Genomic DNA, 9155 nt, shown 5'->3' on the forward strand with positions numbered 1-9155 from the left:
TAGCATCACCGCATATCGTTAGAATTTGATGCTAGCATGTGGCTTATCACTACAACACTACGGAATCGAACATGCCGACCGGAACTATGGTTATAGCCCAACCTGACCACTACCGCCCCAGTGAAGAGCAGACAATCTACGAATCGCTGCTCTCTCTGGAGGATGCCGTCATCGTCGAGCTCGGTTGCGGTGGGGCTCAACACACACGGCAGATTGCAGAGCGACATCCAGACAGTCAGATTCACGCCTTCGAGGTCGATCAGATCCAACACCAACAGAATCTAACCATCACCGATCTACCCAACGTCACCTTCCAGCTTGCAGGCGCTGAGTCGATCCCAATGGCCGATGGCAGCACCGATGTGGTGATGATGTTCAAATCGCTGCACCACGTACCACTTGGGAATATGGATCAGGCTTTCTCAGGTATCGCACGCATCCTAAAACCGGGTGGCTATGCCTACATTTCAGAGCCGGTTTTTGCCGGTGACTTCAATGAAATACTACGCATGTTTCACAATGAGGAGTCCGTACGCCAGGCGGCCTTTGCAGCCACCTCTCGAGCAGTCGCTTCGACGCAGTTTGAGCTGGCAAGCGAGACCTTCTTCGATGCACCCAACGCCTTTGCCAGTTTTTCCGAGTTCGAGCAGAAGGTCATCGGGGTTACCCACACCGAACACAATATTGCACCCGAACTGCTGGAGCGGGTGCGGGAGATGTTCGAGATCCACAACGGTCCCACGGGTGCGCTCTTCGAGATGCCGATTCGCGTCGATCTATTGCGTCGAATCTAACCGTTGCGCCGGCACCAGCGATAGATGCAGGCGTAGGCCAGCAGGTTCCACAGCAGTACAGCAATACCCAGCGTAACAGCGACCTCCGAGGTGATCTCGCCAGGATAGATCAACGGAATGATGTAATGGTCGATAAAGCCCGCCTCATACCCCATCTGACCTGCCGCCTCGCGAATCTTAATCTCCAGAGGCGTCAGCGGACAGTGACCACCATTTAACTCAATCAGAGCTGCCCAGCCGACGGCAGGCAGATGGAACCAGATCAATCCACGCCGGAAGTAGAGCGCCACCGCACCGAAGATCACAAACAGAATAAAACAGAGATGGAGCAACACGATGCCATCGGCGAGCAGACGATACGTCACCCCCACCTACTCCCAATCACAAATCAGTGATTTAACAACCATCCGTATCACTCTCATTCACAATCGTATCCAGCTCTGGTTCAGCCCCCGTGGCACGCCCGTCACGAGGCCAATCACCATAAGGGGTAGACATGCTGTTCACTGTTGAAGGTGAGAAAACGAATAATTTGGTAGATATAACGCCCAAGCTCAGCACCAAACAGTAGCAGCCGCCGATTCGACTCTGCGCCAAATAGCACAATCAGAAACTGAATCATGACTACGGCTACCAGTACCAGTTCAGCCACCGAGTAGAAGAGCGCAAACAGCACCATATAGAGCGCCCGTCGCCCGATAGAGCCACGTCCATTCTGAGTCGTCTTTTCGTTGTCCATATCGAATCACACTCCCAACTATTATCCCCGTCTTTCCTCTACAATAGACCGCCATCACCGTCTGGCAATCTGATATGACTGACCAACCAACCACAGCAGTTCGAACACCATCTCGAGATCGAGAACGACGAGACCACCGCTGTCGACCTACTCTCAGCCGCCAGCGGCCTCTCCAAGCAGCGTATCAAGCAGACCATGAGCAAGGGTGCCGTGTGGCTCACCCATGACGAGCACACCGCACGCCTACGCCGCGCAAAGCGCAAGCCACTGGCCGGTGACACCCTGCATCTCTACTATGATGAGCAGGTACTGGCCGAAGAACCCACACCACCCACACTGGTCGCCGACGAGGGTGATTACAGCGTCTGGTACAAGCCCTACGGCATGCGTTCACAGGGTTCAAAATATGGTGACCACTGCACCATCAATCGCTGGGTGGAGCAGAACCTTGAGCCGGAGCGCCCCGCCTTTATCGTCCACCGTCTTGATCGTGCGGCGACCGGTCTGATTATCATCGCGCATAAAAAAAGGGTTGCGGCTGAATTTACTCGCATGTTTCAACAGCGCTCCATCGACAAGCGCTATCGGGTCACCGTACACGGCGAATTCCCCGACACACCTGAACCGCAATTAATCGAACGAGAAATTGAAGGACGTAGCGCCCGCAGCCTGATCACCAAGCTGGCCTTCAATGGTGAACAGAATCGAACTCATCTGGATGTCTCGATCGAGACAGGGCGAAAACACCAGATTCGACGTCATCTGGCAGAGGCAGGATTTCCCGTTGTAGGTGATCGCCTCTACGGCCAGAAAGGTGACAGCGAAGATCTCTGCCTCACCGCCTATCAACTCACCTTCGCCTGCCCTGTCACCCACTGGCGAAAGTCATTCAACCTTCCAGACTCACTCCCTTCAAATAGTTAATCTCTTCAGGGCAAGGTTGTGCCATTAATCATCATTCATCTCGAGTTGTAGTGTTTCGTAGCTCGGATGAAACGAAGCACAATCCGCGACCTATGGTTGATATTTAATCGTTCAAACAGCCTCCCAGAAGAGTTTCACCCGTTGCCATAAATCCTGAAAGTAACTTACCGCCTCAGGATCCTGCTGCCCCTCTGCCCAGACGTGCTCACCCCATCCAACCTGTGCCAACACATAATCGCCAAAGGCGAGCTGCCCGATAGCCGTCTCCCCCGTCGCCAACTGACCCAGGCCGAACTCAACCCCCAGCGCTGCCTGTCCAATGGCCCAGTAACCGGTTGAGAGCTGAGCCAGACCAAATAATATTCCCAGACCCAGCTGCCCTATGGCGACAATACCAAATGAGGCGTGGCCAATCGCCACACCTCCCATCGCCAGTCGTTCTACGGCAATAACACCCTTGGCTACCACACGTCTGCCCGTTTCGGGCGATATACCGTGGATATAGTGAAGCAGTGGCCAGTTCAATAGCTCTTGATGACTGCGAAACTCAGAGAACCGTGCACCACTCTCGTAGAGATAGTGGCGCCAGACGCCAAACCCGGTCCGTTCGATTTTGTAATCGATATGTTCGTTTAAGAGATTGCCCACCACGCCTCCAGCTATCGCATCAATGCTAGTAAGCGTAGCAGTCTACATAGATGGGAAGAGATTAAGCATCTATCGTCACGCGGCGATGTCTGTCTATCCAGAAACCCCACAGGACCAGCAACCACTGCGCATGTCCAACCCAGGCGATCATCTCGACATTGGGTGGTGGTTCACCAAACAGATTGCCCGCATAGATAGTCAGAAGAAAAAGGATCAAGCCCCACAGCGCCCATACACCAACTCGATCGATCGCTTCTGTCACTCGCAGATAGAGCCACACACCGAGTGTAAACAGCGACAATTCGATAAGGAGTGTGAGGGGCAAAGAGGACCAGGCGTTCAGACCGACCATGAAGTCGCTACCCGGCAGCAGCGGCAGGTCGGGCTGGTGTACCAGCGTGTCGAGTGTCCAGTGACTGACCACCAACAGCATCAAGAGCGCTGCTCCGATCCGATCCCTGCGCAGCAGATAATAACCACCCCCGAGCAACACCCCCCAGAGAACAACCGCCAACAGACTATGCGAAACCGGATAATCCTCGAATATCAACGGTGTGACGACCGTTGCACCCGGCACGATCTGTACCTGTTCAACACCGAAGAGCAGCAGCGTTGGCCACAATAGGTCGACGAACTGAGCGGCGATAAAGAGTAATCCCAGCGATAACTTTGGCGCCACCGATTTAGCCGCAAATCCTGCAGCAAAGTGTCCAATAAACATAGCTACTCCCGCGGCTGTCTCTAGTCGACAGCAGAGGCTTTAATTATTATTTTTTAAATACGTATAGACAGCCCTACTATTCCGCACCAATGCGACGCTGGTATGAAACCATCAACACATAGACACCCAGGGCAGCTGCCACATGTTTTAACGAGTGACCACTAATAAAACCAAGCAGACTATAGACCTCGCCATCAAAGTGCTCGAGCAGCTTCGCAGCCAGATAGGCCACAAACAGCCACCAATACCCCGAAGCCGTCGTAAACATCGAACGGAAGGTCAGCAGAATAATTGGTATCGCCAACATGGGGAAAAACTGCACCAGCGCATAGAAACGCAGATCACCCTCTCCTCGCAACTCAGTTACGTGCCAGTAGGCCACCGATGCAACACCGACAATCACCAACGGCACAAACAACCGCCTGCCAAGGTCTACAAAGATATATTCACTGATAACAATCGAGAAGAGCGCCATAAAGGCAAAGGTCATCGGCAGTCGATCCCACACCAGCGTCTCGTTGTTGGGCCAGAGATGATAATAGCCGGAACCTAAGGAGACCAGTGCCGTACCAGCAAACAGCAGTCCGTAAGCGATGCGAAAGTTGATAATGATCTTGAGCCGATCTGAGATCGTTACCTTGTAGAACCCGATCGCACCGACGATCAAAAACGGAAGGTTGGAGAGCACGTTCCAGAAGTTGGGCACGCCCATAATGGTTCGTTGATCTTTAAAATCGTGATATGCCGTGTCCTGAGGAATGGCACCCTGCGCAAACAGTACAATCACACCAAGCAATCCGGCCACTGCAATCAGTACGGCACCTAGTTTCTCTCTACTACCCTTCAAAATAACCAATCCAAAATCCTTTTATCACCGCTAAATTGTTATATATGACTAAACCATATTGAACACATTAGAAGTGTAAATGTGTTACACAATGCACTACCGGTCTTGAACTCAATCAGACCTCAGCTTTAAAAACGAACCGTCTCTTTTGCCGTGTCCCGTATCACAACCGTACCAGCCAGTTCGTCATGCCAGCCCTGCTTTTTCTTGTCGATACCCACCCATATCAGCCCTAACCCCAACGGTAACATTGCTGGTATATAAGCAAAGTAACGACCAATCGCCTGGAGAGTCGAAAGTTTTTCTCCGCTACGCGCGTTAACGACCTTGAGTTTGAGTGCCATTTTTCCAGGCGTACCGAGAAACCGCCGCCAGAACCAGATGGTTGCCACAAATGGGATTACATCCCAAAAACCATGGATGATTTTCTCATCCAACCAGAACTGCTCACCATAGATAAAAGAAAGCGGTATATAGACAACAATCAGCATGAACACCAGATCAATCATCACCGCGCCAAACCTAATCCAAAAACCTGCGTACTCTGTGTCAGCCATGCAACCTCTCCTTATTATTTCTCATTACCATCGACACACTGTCATTCCAAATAAACCTGTTCATTCAGACGACGTATTCAATCTATATAACTCGCTAACCGTTCTTAACCCCCTGTTACACTGCAACAGGAACCTCACACTCATTAAACACCCGCTTTCCAATCTAACAGTAAAACTCACGATACGCCTCAAATTGAAATTCATCGAAGAACTGATCACCCGTCGACAGATCGGGGAAGCTCGGATGCTACAGCACTCCCTCCACAATAGATTGGTGAAAAGACAAAGCTATCACCCGCTCGCATACGGTACTTTGGGTTTTCAGAACCGACCTGCTGAACGTTTCTATTTCTGATGTGGTAAGAACGCGAACTATTCTGTCGAATATCAGTCAGCATTTGCTATCTACTGAAACTCTCTCTCAACTGCACATCCTCGAGGCTCAACCGATTCGTTACAACCTCCATCTTTATTCGCTCAGAGAGTGCTAAACAGAACGAACAATCACAACGGATTAAGAGATATCCAAGGACAATAGACAGACAATCTTCATCGGAAACAAATGAAGATTTATTTGATTGATATTTAATTTTTTACTCGAAAAGGCATCCATACCATTCTCTCCATACTATTTGTTCATCGCTTCGCTTTTCAAACGACTACGACCATCTTATGCAAGTAACCAGCCTTGCGCTGGCTACAGATCAAACCTCAGCTAAATCGCCTTTGGCCTCCAGCCATGCCTTCCGATCTGAAGCGCGTTTTTTCGCCAACAGCATATCCATCTGCTGGTTGGTGTCATCACCCGACTCAAGGGTGAGCTGCACCAGACGACGGGTATCGGGGGCGAGTGTGGTTTCACGCAGCTGTTTGGGATTCATCTCACCCAGCCCTTTGAATCGAGTGACACTGATCTTGCCGCGCTTCTTCTCGGCCTCGATTCGATTTAGGACACCCTCTTTCTCGGCATCATCGAGTGCATAGAAGGTCTCTTTGGCCACATCGATTCGATAGAGCGGTGGCATTGCCATATAGATGTGGCCCGCCTGTACCAGTGGACGGAAGTGGCGTACGAAGAGTGCGCAAAGCAGGGTGGCGATATGCAGACCATCGGAGTCGGCATCGGCAAGAATGCAGACCTTACCGTAACGTAGTCCCTTGAGATTATCGGAGCCCGGATCGACACCGATCGCCACTGAGATATCGTGCACCTCCTGTGAGGCAAGCACCATGGTGGGATCAACCTCCCAGGTGTTGAGGATCTTGCCACGTAGCGGCATGATCGCCTGGAAATCTTTATCACGTGCCTGCTTGGCAGAACCGCCCGCCGAGTCTCCCTCTACAAGAAAGAGTTCGGTACGTGCGAGATCCTGCGAGGCACAATCGGCGAGCTTGCCGGGAAGCGCTGGACCCTGGGTGACCTTTTTACGTGCGACCTTCTTGCCGGCCCGCATACGGCTCTGAGCACTATTGATTGCCAGGTCAGCAATACGTTCTCCCTGCTCGGTGTGCTGGTTGAGCCAGAGGCTGAAGGCGTCTTTCACCACACCAGAGACAAACGCCGCACACTCACGCGATGAGAGGCGCTCTTTTGTCTGACCGGAGAACTGTGGATCGGCCAGTTTGACCGAGAGGATATAACTGACTCGATCCCAGACATCGTCGGGAGCGAGCTTCACACCTCGCGGCAGCAGGTTACGAAATTCACAAAACTCTCGCACCGCCTCGGTAAGTCCAGTACGCAGACCATTTACATGGGTACCGCCCTGCGCGGTGGGGACCAGATTGACGTAACTCTCACCGACCGCCTCTCCGCCCTCGGGCAACCAGACCACGGCCCAATCGACCGCCTCAGTGCTGCCAGCCATGCTGCCGAGAAAGGGTGTCTCTGGAAGCAGCTCAACATTGTTAAGCTCATCGAGTAGATAGTCTTTGAAACCATCCTCGTAGTACCACTCTTCCTTCTCACCACTTGCCTCATCGGTAAAGCGCACACGCAGTCCGGGGCAGAGCACCGCCTTGGCGCGTAGTACATGCTTGAGGCGAGGCAGTGAGAACTTGTAGGAGTCGAAAAACTGTTTATCGGGCCAGAAACGGACGGTGGTACCACTATTACGTTTACCGACCTCACCAATCTCCTCCAGATTGGAGACCTTGTGGCCATCCTTGAAGGCGATGTTGTACTCCTTGCCCTCGCGCCGCACCCAAACCTCAAGGTGCTTGGAAAGTGCATTGACCACCGAGACACCCACACCGTGCAGACCACCGGAGAATTGGTAGTTCTTGTTGGAGAACTTACCGCCGGAGTGCAGCTTGGTGAGGATCACCTCGACGCCGGGCATCCCCTCAACCGGGTGGATATCGACCGGCATACCACGTCCATCGTCACGCACCTCCAGCGATTGATCCTTGTAGAGGATCACATCGATCTGCTTGGCGTGACCCGCCACCGCCTCATCGACCGAGTTATCAATCACCTCCTGAGCGAGGTGGTTGGGGCGCTCGGTCTGGGTATACATTCCAGGGCGTTTGCGCACCGGCTCCAGGCCGGTGAGGACTTCGATAGCGGAGGCGTCGTAGGCGTTGCTCATAATTTCAATTCAGCTTTAATTTGGTCGTTATACGGCATCAGCGAATATCGCTGGCGCCACCATTTTTTGGATAGCGGATGTTCTGGATAATCGACTTCTCGTTATCGAAGGTTCTACCGCGTTTGCAGAAGTAGAAGTCGTAGAGGTCGCGACGGAAACGGCCACTGCCCTCACGCATAATTGGCTTCCACTTTGGCTGACGCATCCTGCGGAACTCGCCCTGACTGGTCCCGTAGGCATAGCGCTTGTACTCGAGCGTGGTGCAGTTGAGTCCCTCGTAGAAGACATTACGCCCCCCACTGCGAGTCTCTGCCACCAGGGTGTAGCGAATAATACGATCCTCACCAATTGAGAGCGCCTTCTCATCTATCAGGAAACGGTAACTGCGGTTGGCGGTATCGATAGCAACGGGAAGCAGATTGTCGTCCACTGGATAGGGCGGTAGCACCGCTTCACTCTCCTTCCAGGGATCATCATCGATATAGTGTTCATTCAGCGGTGCCTTACCACCACCAAGATACTCTTCAAAAGCTGCAACGGGTAACACCGCCACGGCAACCGTAACCATAAGCAATTGTTTTAACACAAGTTCTATTTCCAGCCATCCAATTTGTGATGCTGCATTCTACCTGTGATGGTAGAAATTAATAAGCCTCAGCCCCAGACAATAAAAAAGGGCGCAGACCGTTTCGGTCTACGCCCCTCCTCTCGCCCTGCCCGGACGATTTGGATCAGGTCTTAAACTGTTCAACCAGAGACTTGAGCTCACTGGAGACTGTCACAAGCTCACCGTTCGCCTGCTCAAGTCGAGTAGCCAGCTCAGCACTGTGATCGGCAACACCATTGATATCGACAATATTGGCGTTGATCTCGTTGGTGACTGAACTCTGCTCCTCTGAGGCACTGGCGATATGCAGATTCATATCCTTGATGGTTGTGACACCATCAACAATCGACTTCAGTGATGAACCCGCTGCGTTCGCCTGCTCTACACCTCGATTGGCGCTACTGCTGCTCGTCTCCATGGCCGTGACGGCATTGTGTGCACTCTCCTGCAGCCGCTCGATCATCTGCTGGATCTCCTGGGTGGAGTCCTGGGTACGACTTGCGAGAGTACGTACCTCATCGGCGACTACCGCAAATCCACGCCCCTGCTCGCCGGCACGTGCCGCTTCAATTGCCGCATTCAGCGCGAGCAGATTGGTCTGTTCAGCGATACCACGAATCACATTCAGGTCGGGGAGTCGCTATTTTTGCGGAAGCATGTTTTGGGCATCCAAGCCCAAGCAAGCGGCAAATACTTAACGCGACCGTTTATGCCTACGGCGCCCCGA

The 9155-nt window shown here is 52.5% G+C and carries 10 protein-coding genes and 1 pseudogene; 2 read left to right on the forward strand and 9 right to left on the reverse strand.

Going from position 1 to position 9155, the window contains the following annotated elements; translation table 11 throughout:
• Window positions 1-86 precede the first annotated feature (86 nt).
• Window positions 87-794 carry a class I SAM-dependent methyltransferase gene (locus BOW52_RS06880; RefSeq protein ID WP_135622118.1) on the forward strand — a complete coding sequence of 236 codons (708 nt, stop codon included), beginning with the start codon at window positions 87-89 and terminating at the stop codon, window positions 792-794.
• Here the strand turns inward: BOW52_RS06880 and BOW52_RS06885 are convergent.
• Both BOW52_RS06885 and BOW52_RS06890 read right to left on the reverse strand, forming a co-directional pair.
• The gene (locus tag BOW52_RS06885) at window positions 791-1159 is read right to left on the reverse strand and encodes a DUF2784 domain-containing protein (RefSeq protein ID WP_078483357.1); all 369 of its coding nucleotides are present in this window, start codon (window positions 1157-1159) and stop codon (window positions 791-793) included. The genes BOW52_RS06880 and BOW52_RS06885 overlap by 4 nt on opposite strands.
• Window positions 1160-1272: 113 nt before the next feature.
• Window positions 1273-1533, reverse strand: a complete 261-nt coding sequence (locus BOW52_RS06890; RefSeq protein WP_078483358.1) for a DUF4389 domain-containing protein — start codon at window positions 1531-1533, stop codon at window positions 1273-1275.
• Between the two features lie 195 nt (window positions 1534-1728).
• On the opposite strand from BOW52_RS06890, the gene BOW52_RS06895 reads away from it, so the two are divergent.
• Window positions 1729-2457: a pseudouridine synthase family protein gene (locus tag BOW52_RS06895; protein ID WP_236725660.1), complete on the forward strand. Its 729-nt coding sequence runs from the start codon at window positions 1729-1731 to the stop codon at window positions 2455-2457.
• A 111-nt stretch (window positions 2458-2568) separates the two neighbouring features.
• On the opposite strand, the gene BOW52_RS06900 is transcribed toward BOW52_RS06895, so the two are convergent.
• From BOW52_RS06900 to BOW52_RS06930, 7 genes and pseudogenes are all read right to left on the reverse strand, one after another.
• On the reverse strand, window positions 2569-3105 hold the full coding sequence (locus tag BOW52_RS06900; protein WP_078483365.1) for a hypothetical protein: 537 nt from the start codon (window positions 3103-3105) through the stop codon (window positions 2569-2571).
• A gap of 61 nt (window positions 3106-3166) precedes the next feature.
• Window positions 3167-3826 (reverse strand): hypothetical protein, encoded by a 660-nt coding sequence (locus BOW52_RS06905; protein WP_078483360.1) that lies wholly within the window; start codon window positions 3824-3826, stop codon window positions 3167-3169.
• 76 nt (window positions 3827-3902) lie between these two features.
• Window positions 3903-4673: a ceramidase domain-containing protein gene (locus tag BOW52_RS06910; RefSeq protein WP_078483361.1), complete on the reverse strand. Its 771-nt coding sequence runs from the start codon at window positions 4671-4673 to the stop codon at window positions 3903-3905.
• A 128-nt stretch (window positions 4674-4801) separates the two neighbouring features.
• Window positions 4802-5230, reverse strand: coding sequence for an RDD family protein (locus tag BOW52_RS06915; protein ID WP_078483362.1), 429 nt, complete (start codon window positions 5228-5230; stop codon window positions 4802-4804).
• A 704-nt stretch (window positions 5231-5934) separates the two neighbouring features.
• Window positions 5935-7821 (reverse strand): DNA topoisomerase IV subunit B, encoded by a 1887-nt coding sequence (parE, locus tag BOW52_RS06920; protein WP_078483363.1) that lies wholly within the window; start codon window positions 7819-7821, stop codon window positions 5935-5937.
• Window positions 7822-7858: 37 nt separating this feature from the next.
• Window positions 7859-8389 (reverse strand): CNP1-like family protein, encoded by a 531-nt coding sequence (locus BOW52_RS06925; protein ID WP_078483364.1) that lies wholly within the window; start codon window positions 8387-8389, stop codon window positions 7859-7861.
• Between the two features lie 163 nt (window positions 8390-8552).
• Window positions 8553-9056, reverse strand: a pseudogene (locus BOW52_RS06930) (methyl-accepting chemotaxis protein); the annotation flags it as partial.
• Window positions 9057-9155: the final 99 nt, after the last annotated feature.

This window comes from Solemya pervernicosa gill symbiont (genome assembly GCF_002020875.1).
In the GTDB taxonomy this organism is placed as follows: Bacteria; Pseudomonadota; Gammaproteobacteria.